The 18,072-nt window shown below is 52.9% G+C and carries 19 protein-coding genes and 1 pseudogene; 8 read left to right on the top strand and 12 right to left on the bottom strand.

From position 1 onward, the window contains the following. The first annotated feature begins 309 nt into the window (after positions 1-309). From PU624_RS02120 to PU624_RS02110, 3 genes are all read left to right on the top strand, one after another. A complete protein-coding gene (locus PU624_RS02120; RefSeq protein WP_502921551.1) occupies positions 310-2,169 on the top strand; it encodes a M48 family metallopeptidase in 1,860 nt (619 codons plus the stop codon). A gap of 60 nt (positions 2,170-2,229) precedes the next feature. Continuing rightward, on the top strand, positions 2,230-3,225 hold the full coding sequence (locus tag PU624_RS02115) for a YiiG family protein (RefSeq protein ID WP_283544651.1): 996 nt from the start codon (positions 2,230-2,232) through the stop codon (positions 3,223-3,225). A gap of 98 nt (positions 3,226-3,323) precedes the next feature. Further along, complete coding sequence (locus PU624_RS02110) at positions 3,324-4,841, top strand: leucine-rich repeat domain-containing protein (protein ID WP_283544650.1); 1,518 nt, start codon at positions 3,324-3,326, stop codon at positions 4,839-4,841. 23 nt (positions 4,842-4,864) lie between these two features. On the opposite strand, the gene PU624_RS02105 is transcribed toward PU624_RS02110, so the two are convergent. After that, positions 4,865-5,749, bottom strand: coding sequence for a LysR family transcriptional regulator (locus PU624_RS02105; RefSeq protein ID WP_283544649.1), 885 nt, complete (start codon positions 5,747-5,749; stop codon positions 4,865-4,867). A 122-nt stretch (positions 5,750-5,871) separates the two neighbouring features. On the opposite strand from PU624_RS02105, the gene gstA reads away from it, so the two are divergent. Further along, a complete protein-coding gene (gene gstA, locus PU624_RS02100; RefSeq protein ID WP_283544648.1) occupies positions 5,872-6,477 on the top strand; it encodes a glutathione transferase GstA in 606 nt (201 codons plus the stop codon). A 106-nt stretch (positions 6,478-6,583) separates the two neighbouring features. Continuing rightward, on the top strand, positions 6,584-7,300 hold the full coding sequence (locus tag PU624_RS02095; protein ID WP_283544647.1) for an alpha/beta hydrolase: 717 nt from the start codon (positions 6,584-6,586) through the stop codon (positions 7,298-7,300). 20 nt (positions 7,301-7,320) lie between these two features. On the opposite strand, the gene PU624_RS02090 is transcribed toward PU624_RS02095, so the two are convergent. Then, positions 7,321-7,632 carry a cupin domain-containing protein gene (locus tag PU624_RS02090; RefSeq protein ID WP_283544646.1) on the bottom strand — a complete coding sequence of 104 codons (312 nt, stop codon included), beginning with the start codon at positions 7,630-7,632 and terminating at the stop codon, positions 7,321-7,323. Positions 7,633-7,841: 209 nt separating this feature from the next. Here PU624_RS02090 and PU624_RS02085 point away from each other — a divergent pair, with 209 nt between their 5' ends. Both PU624_RS02085 and PU624_RS02080 read left to right on the top strand, forming a co-directional pair. Then, entirely contained in the window at positions 7,842-8,522 is a 681-nt protein-coding gene (locus PU624_RS02085; RefSeq protein WP_283544645.1) for a hypothetical protein, read from the top strand. 131 nt (positions 8,523-8,653) lie between these two features. Further along, positions 8,654-8,782, top strand: a pseudogene (locus tag PU624_RS02080) (LysR family transcriptional regulator); the annotation flags it as partial. A gap of 10 nt (positions 8,783-8,792) precedes the next feature. On the opposite strand, the gene PU624_RS02075 reads toward PU624_RS02080, so the two are convergent. The 10 genes from PU624_RS02075 to PU624_RS02040 all read right to left on the bottom strand — a co-directional run bounded on the left by PU624_RS02075 (position 8,793) and on the right by PU624_RS02040 (position 17,150). Further along, positions 8,793-9,710, bottom strand: coding sequence for a metallophosphoesterase (locus PU624_RS02075; protein WP_283544644.1), 918 nt, complete (start codon positions 9,708-9,710; stop codon positions 8,793-8,795). A gap of 13 nt (positions 9,711-9,723) precedes the next feature. Further along, positions 9,724-10,542: a carbohydrate ABC transporter permease gene (locus PU624_RS02070; RefSeq protein WP_283544643.1), complete on the bottom strand. Its 819-nt coding sequence runs from the start codon at positions 10,540-10,542 to the stop codon at positions 9,724-9,726. Continuing rightward, positions 10,539-11,450 carry a carbohydrate ABC transporter permease gene (locus PU624_RS02065; RefSeq protein ID WP_283544642.1) on the bottom strand — a complete coding sequence of 304 codons (912 nt, stop codon included), beginning with the start codon at positions 11,448-11,450 and terminating at the stop codon, positions 10,539-10,541. Before PU624_RS02065 ends, PU624_RS02070 begins: the two co-directional genes overlap by 4 nt. Before the next feature lie 2 nt (positions 11,451-11,452). Then, entirely contained in the window at positions 11,453-12,730 is a 1,278-nt protein-coding gene (locus PU624_RS02060) for an ABC transporter substrate-binding protein (protein WP_283544641.1), read from the bottom strand. 27 nt (positions 12,731-12,757) lie between these two features. Then, positions 12,758-13,858, bottom strand: a complete 1,101-nt coding sequence (locus PU624_RS02055; protein WP_283544640.1) for an ABC transporter ATP-binding protein — start codon at positions 13,856-13,858, stop codon at positions 12,758-12,760. Between the two features lie 225 nt (positions 13,859-14,083). After that, positions 14,084-14,206 (bottom strand): hypothetical protein, encoded by a 123-nt coding sequence (locus tag PU624_RS22220; protein ID WP_349372151.1) that lies wholly within the window; start codon positions 14,204-14,206, stop codon positions 14,084-14,086. Beyond that, positions 14,196-14,390, bottom strand: coding sequence for a hypothetical protein (locus tag PU624_RS22215; protein WP_349372154.1), 195 nt, complete (start codon positions 14,388-14,390; stop codon positions 14,196-14,198). Before PU624_RS22215 ends, PU624_RS22220 begins: the two co-directional genes overlap by 11 nt. 4 nt (positions 14,391-14,394) lie before the next feature. Continuing rightward, positions 14,395-14,868, bottom strand: a complete 474-nt coding sequence (locus tag PU624_RS02050) for a hypothetical protein (protein WP_283544639.1) — start codon at positions 14,866-14,868, stop codon at positions 14,395-14,397. Between the two features lie 64 nt (positions 14,869-14,932). After that, positions 14,933-16,303 (bottom strand): EAL domain-containing protein, encoded by a 1,371-nt coding sequence (locus PU624_RS02045; RefSeq protein ID WP_283544638.1) that lies wholly within the window; start codon positions 16,301-16,303, stop codon positions 14,933-14,935. Positions 16,304-16,529: 226 nt separating this feature from the next. Then, positions 16,530-17,150, bottom strand: coding sequence for a LysE family translocator (locus tag PU624_RS02040; RefSeq protein ID WP_283544637.1), 621 nt, complete (start codon positions 17,148-17,150; stop codon positions 16,530-16,532). A 290-nt stretch (positions 17,151-17,440) separates the two neighbouring features. Between PU624_RS02040 and PU624_RS02035 the strand changes: the two genes are divergently transcribed. Continuing rightward, on the top strand, positions 17,441-18,061 hold the full coding sequence (locus tag PU624_RS02035; protein WP_283544636.1) for a protein phosphatase CheZ: 621 nt from the start codon (positions 17,441-17,443) through the stop codon (positions 18,059-18,061). The last annotated feature ends 11 nt before the right edge of the window (positions 18,062-18,072 follow it).

Genomic DNA, 18,072 nt, shown 5'->3' with positions numbered 1-18,072 from the left:
AATATAAAATCAGGTGTAGCGAAGGCAGACAGGCAGGTTTTTAAACTTTATGGCGGAGGCTGAGCAAAATAAATAATGAACATTAACTCAAATTTCTGGTGTCATGCCAGGAAAAAGTCAGGCCGGGCAGAATGGCTGGAATAATTTTCCGGGCCTTTTCAAAACGGGTTCAGGCTGGCTTATAATCCCCTGCAATAATTATAATAGCGCTTACATGTCCCGCACAGCATAGCCGGGGCCAGGGTATTCTTTTAAAGAACGTCCTGAAAAAGCGCGTTCCCTTTCACTGACATACAGGATGTTATTATTTTGAAATCATTAACGGAATTGAAAAAGGGTTATCTGAAGGTATTTCTCTGGCTGCTGTTCACACTGTTCCTGATACCCGTTATTACCCTGGTTTTTGCTGAATATGGCAACTCGCAACTCGATCAGCAGTACACCCAGTTCTTCATGAACGATGCGCAGGAGCAACATCAGGATACCGGCAAACTGCAGGCATTTTTGCAGCAGAATCCGCCGTCCAGCGTCTGTGGCCCGGTTGATGAAAATCTGCAGGATTACAAAAACGCCGTCTGCGCACCGCAATCGGAGCTGTGGCAGTTCTACATGATGGATAAAGTGGCCATCTGGACCCTGATCGGCAGTGGCGTTGTCCTGCTGATGGTGCTGCTGTTCAGCGCCCTGGCCTTTAAAAGCCGCCGGGGACAGGTCATCAGTCTGGCGCTGGCCCGCAAATTTCTGATGCTGGCCTGTTCTCTGGAGGTCATGGTTCAGGGCGTCATGCTGGTCTGGCTCTCCTTCTGGAGCACGGCTTTCTTCACGCAGACCTACTATCCAAAACTGGTGATGGCGGTAGCTCTGCTGGTGCTGGCTGCCATGTACTACATGATTAAAGGCATCTTCAAAAAACTCCCGCCGGAAGAGAGTATCGAAGGCGAAGTGGTGACCCGCGAAGCCGCCCCGGCACTCTGGTCGCAGATTGATATGCTGGCCGCCAGAGTGGGCACCACGCCACCCGATCATATCGTGGCGGGTATCGACACCAACTTCTACGTGACGGAAGCGCCGCTGAGCGTAAACGGACACCCGCTCACCGGTCGTAAGCTCTATGTCAGTATTCCCCTGCTGCGTCAGCTCACCGTGGCGCAGGCGGATGGGGTGATGGTCCATGAGCTGACACACCTTCATGAAGGCGACACCGCCTCCGGCGCATTGCTGGGACCGAAGCTGCACCGCTTTGACCTCTACATGCAGCTGATGGGTGAGAATCTGGCCACGCTGATCGTCTACTACCCGCTCTATCTCTATCGCATGCTGTTTGAGCTGGCATGGCAGCGCAACAGCCGTGAACGTGAGTTTGTGGCGGACCGCAATGCCTCAGCGCTGGTCTCCCCGGCCGCGATTATCGAATCACTCATCAAAGTGTCGGCCTATGCCAGCTACCGCAGTGAAGTTGAGCGCAACTTCTTTAATAACCGGACGCTGCACGAAAACGAACTGGGCATCAGCAAAGCTATCGCTGCCGGTCTGCCTGAGCATGTCGCCTCTCCGGACTTTATCAGCATTGTCCGCGAACAGAATGTGCCGCACCCGTTTGATTCACACCCGCCGCTGGCAGAAAGGATGCGCAACGTCGGCTATAACATTGATGAAGCTGACTATGCAGCGGTCGCCGCCGATTTCCCGGCCGGGAGCTGGGTCGATCTGATGCCGGTTGCCAACGAGATCGAACAGCAGCTGTGGCAGAAATATGAACGCGACTTCTCCTCAGTGCATGAGGAGAGCCTGGCCTGGCGCTATCAGCCTGAAGGTGAGATAGAAACCGCGCTGGTGCTGAAGCATTTCCCCAATGTGCCTTACACGCTGAAAGATGGCTCGCAGATTGTGATCACCTGGCAGGGCATCGTCTCGCCGAAAACCGGCGAACTGCTGGATTGGGATAACGTTAAAAACATCAACGTCATTCGTAATTTCGGCCGGGATAAGCTCTACGTGCAGCATGTGCAGCCGAACACCAGGGGCAAAAAGCGCAGTGAAATCCCCCTGCCGGGCCTGAAGAAGGAGATTGAAGCCTTCAAAAATACCCTCGGCCTTTACTGGCATCGTCATCAGACAGTCCGGGCGTTACTGAAAGAAGAAGCAGAGGCGGCGGCGCACAGCGCCTGATCGACAGCGCATCACCTGATCAGAATCTGAGTTTCTGACACCCTGAATTAAGGAGCGATTGTGTTTAAAAGAGCAATATTACCCGGCATGCTGGTGACCGCCCTCGTACTGCCACTGGCGGCATGCGACAACAGTGACAAAGCGGACGCAAAACCGGCTCCGCAGAGCCAGCCTCAGGCCGCTGCAGCGGATCCGACGGCGCAACTCACCACAAAATTAAACGCCTATGTGGGATGCTTTAACACCGCCGATGGCTCGGTTCGTGACAGTGCGCTTCGTTACGTGAGCTGGATTGCGAATGTAGAAAAGGGACCCACCGGCAAGGAGCGCAACGTAAACCTGCTGGGGGATATCACGCCTTACGAACTGGATAAATGCACTAAAGCTATCAATGAGGCATCGAAGGCCAGCCCTGAAATGCCGGCGCTGGATGCCGCGGCCACACAGTATCTGGCCGATTTAACGGCGCTGCAGCCACTGGTTTCAGAGGCTCACCTTTACTACAGTCAGGACGATTACAAGGATGATGGCTTTGCAAAAGGCAAGCAGATGCATCAGCCGCTCATGCAGGCATTTGACCGCTTTATGAAATCCAGCGACCAGTTCGGTGCTGAAGTTGAGAAAGAGAACAATGCCCTCACCGCTGCGCAACTCGTTGAGATTGAAAAGTCTGAGGGCCGCCATAGTCGCTATTACCGCCTGGCGTTAGTCACTCAGGCCAAACAGCTGGCGACCGTGTTTACCGCGCCCGCACCCGATGTGGCTGAGATGACAAAAGCGATTGATGCTTACAGTGCGCTGCTGGCGGAGGCAGGAAAGGCCACGGCCAGCGAAGCGGGCAAGCCATTATCCTGGTCCATCTTCCAGGAGAATGCCGGAACCTTCCTGAAAGACTGCAAAGATCGCATGCGTCGGGTCCGCGATAAAACCCCTTACAGCACGGGTGATCAGATGCTGCTGAAAGGAAGCGGCAATTCGGGCTGGATGGTATCGGGTTCTCCGATGCGCGTTTTAAAATCCTATAACGAACTGGTCGAGGCCAGTAACCGCCTGTAAGCTGGCTGCCCGCCCCATGAGATTCCGGGGCGGGCTGGCGCAGCCCGTTAGCCTGCTGCGATATTCTGACCGTAAATTTTATCCTGAGAGGAGCGAGCGTGCAGGCAAACGTCGGCGATATTTACAGCGTGTTTTCACCGCAGTTGCAGCAGTACGTCGCCTGCCAGGTCACACACCTCCAGCAGCCTGCTCATCCCAAAGGCAAAGCTCTTGCAGCCATTCTGCAACTCGACTGGGCGGGTAATCGTCTGCCTGATAAAACCGAAGCAAGCCGAATGCAGCCTTTGCGCTGCAGTTACTATTTTCTCAAAGAGAGCCTTGATCAGGGTTATGTGCCCGCGAGTGTGCCACCGGGGCACGTGCTGATTGCTAACCTGCCGCCACTGGCAGACAACGACGTCAGCACCTATAAATTCGGCTGGGATGTGGGAGACAGTCTGGCGCTTCAGCGCAGCTGGGAGAAAATCGACCCGGTCCGGCGTGCGCAGTTTAAGGCCGCCTCAGGCACGCGCCACGTCATCGTCGGGGGTCAGACCCTTCGTGAGAACACCACCCGCGTCAATGACAGCCTCCTGCAAACCCTGACTGATTTCTCTGAACTGGATCGACTGCCTTGCCTGATGACCCTTGAGACCGCACAGGGCACGGCCGGGCTGATGGCGTATATCCGGCAGCATCCCTTTATCAATGAGCTGCACTGGCAGTCCGACGTGGTCAGCGCGATCGATGTCGCGGCGACCCGCCTGTCGCGCCTTATTCTGAACCCGCAAGGCGTGAGCCGTGTGCGGCTTAACCCTGATCTCGCCCTGCTGTCGCTCACCGCAGTGCCCTTGTCAGATTTACAGGTAGAGGCGCATCAGGAAGGACGTCACCTCTGTCTGCAATGTTCACAGGATTTGCCGTCACTCCAGGGGCTCGATCGACTCGGGGCCTTATCACTGACGGGCGTTAAAGCGATCGATCTGGCCCCTGTGGTGGCGCGTTTTCCCTGTCTGACTGCGCTGCGCATCTGGGGGAACCCCGGCGTGGTCAGCCATATGCAGAGTATTGCCGCACTGCCACAGTTACAGATGCTGACCCTTTCCGACATTTTTGGCTTTAGCGCGGCCGACTTCCCCCGGCCCGAACAGTTGCCGAATCTCTCCAGCCTGTGGATGACCAGCGTTCCGTCTGATGTGGTGAGTTTCATCAGAACCGCTTATAAGCAGGCGGCAGCGCTGGGGCTGGACCTCTCGTTGAGTAAAGCCCGCAAGCCGGAGTGGCTGGCTGAGAATCTGCATAATCCGTTCCGCGACTGGGATGGCCGCGAAAATATTTCGGCCACGCATGCCCGTAAAGCGGCGCTGGCTTACAAAAACCTGCGGGCTGCGACGCATAATATTGAGAGCAGCATGGATGTGGCAGCCCTGCTGACCGCCGCCGTGACCGCCTACACCGAAGCCTTTAATCTCATCGACCGGCGTTCAAAGGCCATTGAGACGGTGGAGCGTGAAGAAATCTATCGTGTGCTGTTCGACGTCCTGAGTCCGCTGGTGCAGAAGCTGGGCGAGCAAGGCGCTTCACTCGTGGATCAGCCGCGTCTATACCAGCTATTCGACCGGTTACGCGAATTCTGAGGTTTAAGGCTTCTACCGCAGGGTCACGAAGCCGCTTCCTGACCCTGACCTTTGCGCACACCTTTCAGCAGTGCCTGCGTCACGTCAGAAGCCTTTCCTGAGGGCGAACAGACCAGCCCGAATTCACGGTGTATAGCAGGGGTTACCGGCAACACAGAGAGGCCGCGAAGATCCGCTGGCAGGGTTGATTCCGGTACCAGTGCAACGCCCATCCCCTCTCGTACCAGCAGGCTGGCGCTGATCCAGTCGCGGACTTTTACCCGCACGTCGGAAAGCTGAAATCCCGCCTGTTCGATCAGGCTTTTGCCATTTACCACGCATCCGCCTGTTGCAAGCACAAAGGGCTGATCTGCCAGTGCCTGCAGGGTGATGCCGTTCGCCCCGCTCAGCGGGGAGCTGGCTGGCAAAACCACGACCCAGGCGTCCCGTCCTAAAATCACAGCATCACGTCCGGGCGCCGGGTTCATCACCACCCCCAGCTCAACGGTATCTGCTGCCAGCCACTCCTCAACTTCCTCGTCTGTTCCTTCAAGCACCACAACCTCCATGCCGGGATGCAGACGCTTAAAGCTCCGCAGCAGGCCAGGCAGGAGTGTGGATGTCACCGAGGGAAAGCTGGCAAGCCGGATACATCCACCCTTCAAACCCCGACTCTCATCAGCCAACTCACGAATCGCATTGAGCTGCACCAGCATCATTCGCGCATGTTCAATCACCTGCTCACCCAGCGCCGTGACGCCGATGTGCCGACGCTCTCGTACAAACACCGGGAACCCTAGTGACGACTCCAGCTGCGCGATCGCCTGGCTGGCTGCGGACTGGGTCATGCCTGTCGCTTCTGCGCCCCGCGAGATATTGCTGGCATCCGCCACCGCCACCAACAGACGCCAGTGTTGAAGATTCATCATGATTATCAGTAGCTCAGCGAATAGTTAGTTTATAGAGCATTAATTTTACAGCAGCAGGCAGATTCAGCACAGTGCAAACAGGCACGACAATCTCAATTCGTTTTAATTTCTCAGGAGGACAGATGAAACTTTACTACGCCCCGGATACCTGTTCGCTTTCGCCTCACATCGTATTGCGTGAACTGGCACTGCCGTTTGATCTGGTTAAGGTGGACAACAGGAGCAAGCTCACCGCGGACGGACGCGATTTCCGCCTAATCAATCCCAAAGGCTATGTCGCTGCGCTGGAGCTGGATAACGGGCAGATACTCACCGAAGGCCCGGCAATTGTGCAGTATCTCGCCGACCTGAAGCCGGAAAGCGGACTGGCACCGCCAGCAGGAAGCTGGGAGCGGGTTCGACTGCAGGAGTGGCTGAACTTTATCACCAGTGAAATTCATGCGGGGTCAGCGCTGCTGTTCAATAAGTCACTGCCGGATGATGTCCTGGCGATCTTTCGTAAGAAGCTGTTCCGCCGGTTCGACTATCTGCAGACTGGTCTGGCCGAAAATAGCTTTCTGATGGGGGCGTCATTCAGCGTTGCTGATGCCTACCTGTTCACCGTACTGGGCTGGTGTAAGTTCTTTAATATTGAACTGGATCGCTGGCCTGCGCTGGTGGCGTACTGTGCAAGCATCAGCGCGCGTCCTGCTGTTCAGGCGGCCTTACTGGCAGAGGCGCCACAGTAAACACGGCAAGGCTGGCAGTCCGGACCCTAAAGGGGGTAAAGTCTTATCGTTTAACCCGCAACGGGTTAATCTCTCCGGACTGACGTTTTAGCAGGGAGTCGGCTGTATGAATAACAACGCGAAGGTGGAAACCGCTCTTCTCAGTCATGCCGGTAAGGATTTCGAGGTCACGCTATTGAGAGCGAAGGAGGCCAGACGCTGCATTCTTTTCGCGGCCGGTGCTGGCGGGAGTCCACAGCGTCATCTGGCGCTTTTGCAGACCTTTAGCCGCAATGGCATTTCAGTGGTTGCACCGCATTTCGACCGGTTACTCTCACCCCTCCCTTCAAAGGCTGACCTGCTGGAACACAGCCAGCGGCTTGCCCTGGCCCAACATGAGTTTGGTCAACATTATGCGTCGATAACCGGTGTCGGGCATTCCCTCGGCACCGTGATTCTGCTGATGCATGCCGGGGCGACGGCCTGGACCCGCACCAGAGAGAAAGCGAATTATTCCGGCCATCAGTATTTGAATCAGCTGATGCTATTAGCCCCACCCGCAGATTTTTTCAGAGCACCTTCGGCACTCGCATCCGTGCAGGTGCCGGTGAAGATCTGGACAGGCGAGAAGGACACGCTGACACCGCCATCGCAGGCGCAGTTCATCCAATCAGAACTAGATATTCGAACGGCGACCGATGTTTGCGTGGTTAAAGATGCAGGCCATTTTACCTTTATGAACACGCTGCCGCCGCATGTCACAGACCCCCACCCTTCACGCGAATCGTTTCTGCTCAGTCTGGGAGAGGAGATATCCCGGTTGGTCATGGGTGATCAGGCTTGATCCGATAAAAATCACCCTGATTAAACCGATCCCTCTTTTTCTATGACCAGAACGCGGGCGACGCCCTGTGGCCGCGCAATGTGCTCTGTCCCTTCACTGGCGTAAAAAATGTCACCCGCTTTGAGAACCCGGCTTTTAACGTCGCCCTCCTCCTTGTATTGCATTTCAACACACCCATCCATGACCGCAAACACCTCCTGACCGTCGTTGATGTGCCACTTATAAGGCTGATCGGTCCAGTGAAGTTTCACGCTGACATCACCGAAGCTGGCAATATGCTGTGAGTCCCATGCCCTTGAGCCGGTAAATGCCTTACTGCTGTAAAAATTCATCTTTTCTCCCTCAACAAACGTGCTTTAGCGTCATCAATAGCAGAGAGCGTGGAGGGATTCCATACGTCCGCCTTGTGTTGTCCTGATCTGTCCCGTCGTTGTCCGTTTAAGGGCACTCAATCACTTAAGGATTAATCGAATAGCTTAAAATTCCGGGCAGAAATAAAATGGAAAAAGCCTGTTTTCCTGCCCATTCCAGAAGGTCTGTCATGTCATCGATGAGTCTGCAAAACCTGTATCGTTCAACAAACGAAAACACCGCCGCCATCTGGGCGGAAAATGCAGGAATCGGGGAAATTAAAAGGGGAAACTACTACGATCCGGTAAGGCTGGCTCTTGCCTCGGGCATACAGCCACAGGTTTCCTCTGAAGTCTCACGTCTTATTGGCGGATTACAGCAGCTCATTAAAGATGATCCCCTTGCCGATGTTCTGCCAGAAGAGGGTTTTCATTTTACCTTCCTGCCTCTGACCCCGCCGCTGTTTAACGAAAACGAGCCACTGCCACAAAAAGTGGAAGAACTGACGAAGATCTGGACCGGATTTGATGCAGAGAGAATCGTTATCAGAGATCTTCGCCTGGTTGCATTGCCCAGCCAGTTGCTGCTTGCGGGAATCCCTGACAGTCCGGCAATAGCCATGCGCCAGTCATTCTGCGAACAGGTTCTGGATTCTCACTGGAAAGCTGAGTTGCAGACGCGGCATAGCGGCAGCCCGTTACCCGCCCCTTTCTGGCACAGCACTCTTCTGCGCTATGGTGCCGATTTTTTACCTGCATCCGTGCGGCAGTTTATTATCGAGCGTCTGGCTGTAAATTTTGGCGATGTTGCAGGGGAATTGAAACTGGCGAGGGTGAATTACAACTGGACGGCTTGTTATCCATTGAGCTGATTCGCATACGCGCTAAGCAGCGTCCGTTTATCGCTCATTACCAAACGGGTTGGAATTGTCCGCTCTGTGCCAGGAGCGGACGTTTAATGACGTGCAGTGCTGTCATTGCAGAGCAGGCCAACTCATAGTTGGGTCGACTGGAAAGTCTGCTGGAAAAATGGTGCGAAACTTTTTGCGGCCATTACCTTTATTATCCCAGTCGAAAACAGCATACGGCCACATTTTCGAAGCTTATTGAAGCCATAAGATATAAAAACTGATCGCTGCTCATCAGCCCGGTTGGAATATATGGCTGGTTTCACCGCCGTAACCGGTTACGCGCAACGTATCCCCTTCGATTTCCACCACCGCAAAGGGCACCGTGTCGGCACCATCCAGCATGCCTTTCAGGGTGTAAAAGCCGGTTTCGCCAATACGGGCATAGCCACCGCGATGATCGTGCCCCGAAAAACAGGCTTTCACACGGTAAGCAGCTATTAACTCTGTCAGTTCCCGCCCATTAAGCAAATTATGGCTGTTGTGCAGCGCCAGCGGATAGTGGCCAAATACCACCACGTTTTCCCCTTGCTGCTGCGCATCCTGCAACTGCTGTTCAATCCACGTCAGCTGCTGCTGCCCTACCGCACCATTCCAGGGGTTGGCCTGCGGCTGTTGCCGTTCAATGAGGTCAGCAAGCATCCTCTCCGCCTGCGCGCGATCGTCACCGTTCAGCGCGTTGCAATAGAGGCTGATATCGTTGCCGTCATAAACAATGAAACGCCAGCCCTGCAGCCCAAAGGCGTAATAGCTTTTCGGCAGCGCGGCGGCGGCGTTGAGGTGCTGGGTGAGAGTCTGTGCATCGTGATTGCCCAGCACCACCGCATGCGGATGTCGAAGGCGTTCGTAAACCGGCAGGATCGCCGCGAAGCTTTCCCAATGACGATCGACCAAATCCCCCAGCGTGACGACAAAATCCAGCGGCTGCGAGTTAAGTGCCTCAATCGCCTGCGACAATTTTTGTAGTGCATGGCGATAGTACAGATTATTGGCGATATCGGCTTCAATGTCGGCATATTGCGGATCGGCAACTAAACCAAACCGTAAAGAGCTGTTGAGCGGGGCTGAACGCACATTGGGCAATGCATATAGCCTGGCAACGTCTCCTAACAGTTCTCGCTGTAACGGGTTCAACGAATACGGATAAGACACCACAAGCACTCCCTTAGCGAATTCCGGCACGCATAAACGATTGAATAAACTGACGCTGAAAAATCAGAAACAGCACCAGCAGCGGTAAAGTTGTCATCAGGGTGGCGGCGCTGACCAGCGCCCATTGCACTCCCTGCTCTGGCGCGGAAAAAAGCTGCAGGCCGACGGTCAGCGGCCGCACGTTTACGGAGTCTGTAATCACCAGCGGCCAGAGGAAATCATTCCAGTGAAAGCTGATTGACACCAGTGTAAAGGCGACATAAATCGGCCTTGCCAGCGGGATGTAAATCTTCCTAAGAATATAAAAGCGGCTGGCACCCTCAACAATTGCCGCCTCTTCCAGCACCAGCGGGATACTTTTAAAGGTTTGTCGCAGCAGAAAAATGGCGAACGCCGAGGAGAAATAGGGCAGCGCGATGCCGGTCAGCGTGTCACGTAACCCCAATGCGCCGATGGTTTTATAATTATTCAGGATCAGCACATCCGGACTTATCATCAACTGCAACAGGATCAGCGCAAAGATCACACCGGCGAATTTCAGGCGAAAACGCACCAGCGCGTAAGCCGCCATCGTCGCCAGCACCAGCTGCACAACCACAATCATTAGCACCAGCAGACCAGTATTAAGAAAATAGCGGGCAAACGGCGCGGCGTGCCAGGCATCCACGAAGTTCTGCAGCGTTAACGGAGGAAGCAATGAAAAACTGGCCTGTTCCGACGCCGGATGAATGGCTACCCAAAACGCCACCAAAATCGGTAAAAACCATAGCAATGCAGCGAAGACAATTACCGTATTCAGGCATATACGACCAAATGAGATTGTCGGCGTCATTGGTAATGGGCTCGCTTGTCCAGCAGGTTGAATTTCAGCAATGCAATAGCGGCCAGGATCACCAGCAGCACCACCGTCATCGCGGCTGCGGCAGGCATATTCCAGAAGCTGAAGGCGGTGCGATAGATATAAAACAGCAGCAAACTACTGCTGTTATTCGGGCCTCCGTTGGTCATGGCGATCACCTGATCCACAATGCGGAATGCATTCATTGAGGCATTGATCAGTACAAACAGCGTGGTCGGCATCAGCAGCGGCCACTGTACCCGACGGAAGAAATAGCGGCGCGAGGCCCCTTCTATCGCCGCAGCTTCACCGAGTCGCGGATCGATTTGCTGCAACGCGGCAAGATAAAAAATCATAAAGAAACCCGCTTCGCGCCATACCGAAACCACCATCAGACAGTAGAGCGCGCTTTGCGGTTCGCCGAGCCAGTTAACTGCCGGCAGCGAAAACAGCGCCAGTAGCTTATTCAGCAAACCGAGCTGCGGCGTGTAGAAAAACAGCCACAGGTTGGCGATGGCGATCATCGGCAGCAGGGAGGGAATAAAGAAGGCGGTGCGAACCAGCGCAGTGGTGCGCATCTGCCGGTTGACCGCCAGCGCCATTAACAGCGCCAGCGTGACCGCTAGCGGAATGGTGATCAGCGCATACAGCAGATTATTACGCAGCGATTTGATAAAAATGTCGTCGTCCAGCAGCCCAAGGTAGTTATCCAGCCCGACAAACTGGGCTGGATGACCGTTGCGCGCCGCGCTGAACAGGCTTTCCCACACTGTCGCTACCGCCGGATAATGGGTGAACAGCAGCAAAAAGCTGAGTGCTGGTAAGATCAGCAGATAGCCATACAGTTGCATCGTCCATAACCGGGGACGGTGAACCGGTGCGACGGTCAGTATAGTGCTCATAATTATTGGTATGACTTGAGCAGACGATCGGCTTGCTTCTGTGCGTCGGCCAGTGCGTCGACTGGCGTTTTCGCCTGTGTCACCGCCGCTTCCACCGCGTGATTCAGCGCATCCTGAATCTGCACGCTGTTATAGGTCGACAGTTCTGGCTGGGCATACTTCAGCTGTTCACGCGCCACTAAGGCCTGCGGAACGACCTTAACGTACTCCTTCATCATCTGAGTATCCCACGCCGCCGCCGAGGTGGCGACATAACCGGTGGCGATACTCCATCGTGCAGCCTGCTCTGGCGATGTTACCCAACGGATGAATTCCATTGCGGCTTTTTGCTGTTCTGGTGAGGTATTTTTAAAGACATACAGATTGCCGCCGCCGGTTGGGCTGCCACGCTGGGTTTTCTCAGGCAGCATAGCCACGCCAAACGGGAACTTAGCATTATCACGCACGTTGGTCAGGTTGCCGGTGGTGGTCACCATCATCGCGGTTTTACCGCTAATGAAGTCCTGCGGCGTCGTGCCCCATGCAATCGCTCCCTTCGGGGAAACCTGTTCTTTTTGCCCCAGATCGGTCAGCCATTGCAGCGTTTCAACGTTGCCCGGCGTATTGAAGTAAACCGCGGTGCCCTTGCCGTTATCCAGATGTCCGCCGTTGGTAGCCGACAGACCCTGGAAGTTCCAGTAACCGTTTGGCGTGGACGGGATCTCGATACCCCACTGGCTGACGCCATTAGCATCTTTGAGGGTCAGTTTCTTACTGAATTCTACCACCTGCTGCCAGTTAGCGGGCGGCGTATCGGCGTTCAGACCGGCTTTCTCAAATGCCTGCTTGTTCCAGTACATCACCACGGTTGAACGCTGGAACGGCACGCCCCACACCTTACCGTCAATGTGACGAAGAAAGGCGGGATAGAAACCGTCGATCCATTTTTTGCCTTCCTCGCCCTGTGCCAAATCACTGGCCGCGACAATCGCTCCGGCATCAATCAGTGAATACGCCTCAATATCGCCAATCACAGCCATTTGTGGTGCGTTACCGCCACGAAAAGCGGTCAGCGCTTTAGTGACAGTCGTCGCATAGTCACCGGTATACACAGGCTGAATACTCACTTCCGGGTGCGCTTTTTCGAAGTCCGCCACCAGCGTATCGACGGTATGGCTAACTTTTCCACCTACCGCAATCGGATAATACATTTGCAGCTTGACCGGATCGGCAGCGAACGCTGAGGTGGCCATAGAGAGCAAGACGACTGAGGACAGACGTGAGTAACGAGTTGCAGACATGATTTTCCCTTGGGCAAATGACAACGGTTAAATGGCGTATTTTTTCTGTGAGTCAAACATCTGTTGTTCGGCGTGTTCGCAGCGCTTACCGCTTTCGCGGTGAAAGAGGTATTGCCGCGCGGCGGACCACTGCAATCCCACTTCGCTGCCCTCGGCAAAGCGTTGCATACCGGGGACCTTGACCGTTAGCGACACATCGAGGCCCGCAAGCCTGCACACCAGTAAGGTATCGGCACCCATATATTCGGCGCTCTCCACGCGCGCGGTCAGTGCAGCCTGTTCTGCGGAGACCAGCTGGATATCTTCGGCACGCAATCCCAGACTGAGCATCGCATCAGGGTATTCGACCACTGGCTGCGTCAGAGGCAGGAGGTAATGATGGGGGCCTTTGTATTGCAGCGGCAGGATATTCATCGGCGGCGCGCCAATAAACTGAGCGGCGAACACACTGGCGGGATGGTTATAGAGCTCATCCGGCGTGCCATGCTGCTCAATATGGCCATTGTTAAGCAGAATAATGTTGTCCGCCATGCTCATGGCTTCAGTTTGATCATGGGTCACGTACAGCATGGTCAGGCCGAGTTTCTTCTGCAGCGCGCGGATTTCACGACGCATGCTTTGCCGCAGCTTAGCGTCCAGATTCGACAGCGGCTCATCCATAAGGCACAACGTGTTGTTGGCGATCACCGCCCTGCCCAACGCCACGCGTTGCTGCTGCCCGCCGGAGAGCTGCGACGGCAGCCGATCCAGCAGCGAATCCAGCTCCATCAACTTACTGACATCCGCCAGGCGCTGAGCAAACGACTGCGGTTCTTCGCCCCGTGCTTTTAAGCCAAAAAGCAGATTTTCCCGCACGTTGAGGTGAGGAAACAGCGCATACGATTGAAACACCATCGACAGCTTACGCTGCGACGGTGGCAGATGGGTTATGTCGGCATGATTGAACTGGATGGCGCCGCGATCGGTGGTTTCCAGCCCGGCGATGGTGCGCAATAAGGTCGATTTTCCACAGCCAGAGGGTCCCAGCAACGCAACAAAACTGCCCTGTTCCGCCTCAAAACTGATGTCATTCAGGGCGATTTTTTCGCCCCAGGCTTTATGAATATGGTGAAGCGAGAGGTGGCTCATGTATCCGCAATCCGACAATCTGAATGGCGGTACGCTAGCGGAAAGGAATGAAGGATTTATGGCGCTGCGATGACGGTTGGGTGATGAAGCTGAAGCGATTGTTCACAATACTGAACGGGGTTCACATCAGCTCAATACCAAAGCGGCGAAGTAAAAGCACATACCTCCGCAACCGGAGTATGCAGTGGCACAATATCCAAGTGACCACACAATACGGCTCTGGCCTCAGAAAGAGGCTTCGATACTTGTCAGATGATACGGGCGGTGAAGTGTATACAGTGGCCCCTTACCATTGTGCAGGTCTGATAAACGCTCTGAAATCCGTGCATAGGGGCTTTCACCACACAAAAAACGCCAGGCGCCACACCTTTTCCGACTGTGATATCCGCAACGCCTTCTTGATGCAGGGCCCCCCGTCAGTCCGTAACCGGAAAATATCAGAAAGGGCTTTGAGTTCTGCATTGGGGCCATGCATGCCGGCAACGTCAATGCGCAGACCTGTCGCGTTCGCAAGCGCCACCCTTTCCCCCATGGTTTTAGTGCCATCCACAAACTCTGTCAGTACCCGCGGGTTCATCCCCGGCCGCCCCTGTGTATACCACGCCATTTTGCCGCGCAAGATTTTGCAGATAGCGCCCTACCGTCACGTCTGTTTCAACGTTTAGTATCACGATATGCTTACGGGCGGAAATTGACTTTGTTGCAATCACTGCTCCCGATTCCGGGTGTCCTGTTGCGTCGATCACTACTTCAACGTCGTCATCCGTAAGCAGAAGATTGATATCATTACTGATCGCAAATTTAATGTGTCGGCGTGCATCGACATAGTGCGCAGGGGTGCTGACGACACGCCAGTATTCTTCTGTGTATCCGGCAACCCGGAGCGCTTCAAAACATTTTTCAAAATCTGAGCGTACAGTAATTGCAACCAGCGACATGGCCGTCATCTGCTGTAGTTGCACGATAAGGTCAGTACCCATCTGTCCGGCCCCAGCAAGCAGGACCCCCACGGATTTAAGTGCCTCAGCCCGCTTTTTAAAGCTTCTAAGAAGGGTATATCATAGAGATGTTACATTAATTGAAAACATTGATTTGATGATTCTTCTTCATAAATGTAATAAATTCGTCAACAGGTAATGGTCTGGAGTAATGAAAGCCCTGCAGGATAACATTCCCCATGTTAAATAAGATCTGTGCGACCTCTTCAGTTTCAACCCCCTCTACGACAACGCTCATTCCAGATTTTTCTGCCATTTCAATTACGTTCTCTATAATTATAATGTTCTTTACATTATTCAGTCCATTTTTCAAAAGCGCTCTGTCTATTTTGACTTCATCGAATGGCATTTCGTTCAAAACATTGAGTGAGGCATAACCAGAACCGAGATCATCAAGAGACCATGACACTCCTTTTTTTGAAAGATCATTCATAATGATGGCTAATTTTTTCTTATCGTAAAGAAAGGTACTTTCAGTGATTTCCAGAGTGATATCTTTGAATGATATTAATTCTTTGCCAAGTATACTTTGGGCATTATAAGTAAAACCTGGCTCCATTAACTGTAAAGGGCTTAAATTAACAGATACTTTAATATCTATGTTATGACTATTCATTGCCCGCATATCTCTGCAGACCTGTTCCAGAACCCAGTACCCTAAAGGTATAATAAGCCCTGAAGCTTCAGCTACGGGGATGAAACTATCAGGCGGTATAAAACCTTTAGTCGGGTGCTTCCATCTCAGTAGCGCTTCTGCTGATCGAATATGTCCGTTATTATCTATCTGTGGCTGATAGCAGACAAATAATTCTTTCCTTATCATTGCCTTAGTAAGCGCGAACTCAATGTATTTCTCATTAGTATAATCACTACGATATATAACAAGAATACCAAATATCAGAAGAAGGCAAAGAGCATAGTTAACATATACGCCATTGATCATTATCGACACGGGAGGATGAAACTTTTCAGAGGTAAAGCTAATATCAGAGACGGAAAAGGTGAAATAAAGCAACAGGCTGAATAGTGGAATAACGTTTTTAAAATAAGCAGATTCATTCCTGAGAAATAACACCCCACCTATTGAATAAACCAGCAAATATGTATGAGATGAACGCGGGATATCAACTAGTGGATAATCAGTAAGGGAGATAATTATGCAGATGAAAAGAATAAGATGGCAGAATATAGAGACATCTCTTTTCCGGAGCCCCTTAAATGCTGTATATAATGAATAAATTCCCAGCATGACAACAGATGAACATATTGCGGCCAGATATAGTTTATCATTATAAATATAAGCGCCAGACCAACCAACCCCACCAACGCAACAAATGATACCGGTAAGAAAAAGCAGGAAACATTGACGTCTTTTATGATTCTCGTGTGGAAGTTGATGAATATATGATTCCACAAAAGATGTCGCATTTTGAATTTTTCCCTGCATAAAAACTCCCTTAACCAGATACTTATTTGATTCAGTTTACAACTATAACTGAATTTCGCGATCAATTAAATTGACCCGCTCCACGTGGATTAACAGACTGCTATGTCTGCAATGACAACACTTGTTTTGAGCGAAACACCTGACTTCGGCTTTTCGCTTATTGCAGACCTTAGACTGTCGTCAGTCTGCTCAGTGCCAGAAGCCCATATCAATAGCCTGCCCAACGCTATCTCGTGCTGATAGCAAGTTTAGCCGCGAAGCATAAAAATAAGCCGCCTGTTGCTCTGTCCATGACTCTGACAACGCGACTTTTCTTCAATACGCCTGACGCAAAATGCGTGGATAAAATAAGGGTGACTGACCACAAAGTCCCCAATGCAACGTGGATGCTGACAAGGATAAAAGTCCATATAAAAGGAGAGTGACCGGCAGGTATAAACTGGGGCAAAAAAGAGACATAGAAAATGCCCACTTTGGGGTTGAGCACATTTCCCAGCATTCCCCTGATGAACCAGTTTCCCTGAGAACCGTTGTTCTCTTCGCCTTCACTGAATGATGATCGCGGGCGTATCAGCAGTTGTAAGCCCAGCCAGCTCAGGTAGAGCGCGCCACACACTTTAAGCACCGTGTAAGCCATCTCTGAAACTGCCAGCAGAGCACCGAGACCTAACGCGACCAGCGCGCCCCATATAAAACAGCCCGCATCAATGCCAAGTGCAGCGTGAAACGCCTTTTTTCCGCCCTCAGCACAGGCGGTGCGCAGAATAAGTGCCGTATCAAGGCCGGGAGTCAGGGTGAGTAACAGCGCTGCGAGGGAGAATGCCAGAAGGGAATCGTTAACAGTCATTTTCTTTCTCCGAAAGAACCGATGCTAATCATTTAGCGCCCTTCAATCAATCCATCAAATATTACTTTTTTCAAACCTCCGCCTGATGCCTGTTAAACCTCTCCGGCTGAAAAGCAGCCTCTTCCCGCACCACTTTTTGCCTTCCAGGCACCTGATAACGTTCACCCTGAGCCATCTCATTAACATCATGTCACGTTTGACACGAGGAAAATTTCAGGGAAATTTAAAAAACCGCCGGGAGCTGCCGATAACCTCAGGTATCGAAACTCTGTACGCAGGAAAAAAAATCCATGTCACCATCCGACATCCATAATAAGCATCAGGAAATTGGCGAAATCACGGCGCGTGCTGGCTTCATCCTGCGGCAGCTTCGCGACAGTCTGCAACAGCTGGGGCTGGATAAAACCATTGCCGATGTGGCGGGAAGTATCCCGAACGCCCGCGAAAGGCTGGGTTATGTCGTCACAATGACCCGCGAAGCAGCAGAAGGCGTTATCAACAGCGTGGAAATTACGCAACCTCTGCAAACCGAACTGGAAGAAAAAGCGGAGAAGCTTACGCAACGCTGGGATGCCACATCCGGGACGTCTTTAGACAAAGAACAGACCCAGGCATTAGCGGCAGATACCGTCGCTTTGCTGGATGACGTGCCCCGAATTACGGGTCTGACACAACAGCAGTTGCACGCAATTATGATGTCACAGGGCTTCCAGGATCTCACCGGGCAGATTGTGCAGGCTATGATGGCCGTGCTGAATCAGGCTGAGCAGCAGCTGATACAGGTCATCCGCGATAACACCGGCTCACATAGCACCGCCGATCGCGCTGCGCCGTCTAAACCCGCTTCCGCATCAGAAACCCCTGCCAGTCAGGATGATGTGGACGACCTGCTCGCCAGCCTGGGCATGTAAGCGACAGGAAG

Source organism: Pantoea sp. Lij88, from assembly GCF_030062155.1.
Taxonomy (GTDB): domain Bacteria; phylum Pseudomonadota; class Gammaproteobacteria; order Enterobacterales; family Enterobacteriaceae; genus Pantoea.
This window is presented reverse-complemented; position numbering and strand designations above follow the sequence as displayed.

Coding starts and splice junctions, on each gene's coding strand:
- PU624_RS02105 (WP_283544649.1), bottom strand. CDS start 5,749: ATGATGAATCTTCAACACTGGCGTCTGTTGGTGGCGGTGGCGGATGCC.
- gstA (WP_283544648.1), top strand. CDS start 5,872: ATGAAACTTTACTACGCCCCGGATACCTGTTCGCTTTCGCCTCACATC.
- PU624_RS02095 (WP_283544647.1), top strand. CDS start 6,584: ATGAATAACAACGCGAAGGTGGAAACCGCTCTTCTCAGTCATGCCGGT.
- PU624_RS02090 (WP_283544646.1), bottom strand. CDS start 7,632: ATGAATTTTTACAGCAGTAAGGCATTTACCGGCTCAAGGGCATGGGAC.
- PU624_RS02085 (WP_283544645.1), top strand. CDS start 7,842: ATGTCATCGATGAGTCTGCAAAACCTGTATCGTTCAACAAACGAAAAC.
- PU624_RS02070 (WP_283544643.1), bottom strand. CDS start 10,542: ATGACGCCGACAATCTCATTTGGTCGTATATGCCTGAATACGGTAATT.
- PU624_RS02065 (WP_283544642.1), bottom strand. CDS start 11,450: ATGAGCACTATACTGACCGTCGCACCGGTTCACCGTCCCCGGTTATGG.
- PU624_RS02060 (WP_283544641.1), bottom strand. CDS start 12,730: ATGTCTGCAACTCGTTACTCACGTCTGTCCTCAGTCGTCTTGCTCTCT.
- PU624_RS02055 (WP_283544640.1), bottom strand. CDS start 13,858: ATGAGCCACCTCTCGCTTCACCATATTCATAAAGCCTGGGGCGAAAAA.
- PU624_RS22215 (WP_349372154.1), bottom strand. CDS start 14,390: ATGGGGGAAAGGGTGGCGCTTGCGAACGCGACAGGTCTGCGCATTGAC.
- PU624_RS02045 (WP_283544638.1), bottom strand. CDS start 16,303: ATGCAGGGAAAAATTCAAAATGCGACATCTTTTGTGGAATCATATATT.
- PU624_RS02040 (WP_283544637.1), bottom strand. CDS start 17,150: ATGACTGTTAACGATTCCCTTCTGGCATTCTCCCTCGCAGCGCTGTTA.
- PU624_RS02035 (WP_283544636.1), top strand. CDS start 17,441: ATGTCACCATCCGACATCCATAATAAGCATCAGGAAATTGGCGAAATC.